Raw genomic sequence first — 228 nt, 5'->3', positions numbered from 1 at the left:
AGATCATCGGCCAGGCAGCGAAACAGGCTCATGGCCGCGTGCCCGTGGGCGTTGATCAAGCCGAGGCTGAGCAGCATGCCCGGCAGCTCGCGCACCTCTGCGGCCTGCAGTTTCAACGCTGCCGCCCGAGGCCCGATAAAGGCGATGCTCCCGTCGCGGATGCCCAGGCCGTGATCCCTGAGCACCACGCCGGCTGGCTCCACAGGTACCAGCCAGGTCGGCAACAGC

1 pseudogene is annotated in these 228 nt (G+C 68.0%); it reads right to left on the bottom strand.

What is annotated here, in order from left to right:
* Positions 1–227, bottom strand: a pseudogene (locus tag ACFZPT_RS27205) (TRZ/ATZ family hydrolase); the annotation flags it as partial.
* Position 228: the final 1 nt, after the last annotated feature.

Origin of the sequence: Pseudomonas sp. MD330_10 (assembly GCF_042610415.1) — a bacterium.
In the GTDB taxonomy this organism is placed as follows: Bacteria; Pseudomonadota; Gammaproteobacteria; order Pseudomonadales; family Pseudomonadaceae; genus Aquipseudomonas; species Aquipseudomonas rhodesiae.
The sequence above is the reverse complement of the archived record's forward strand: the minus strand, read 5'-3'. Positions and strand labels throughout refer to the sequence as shown.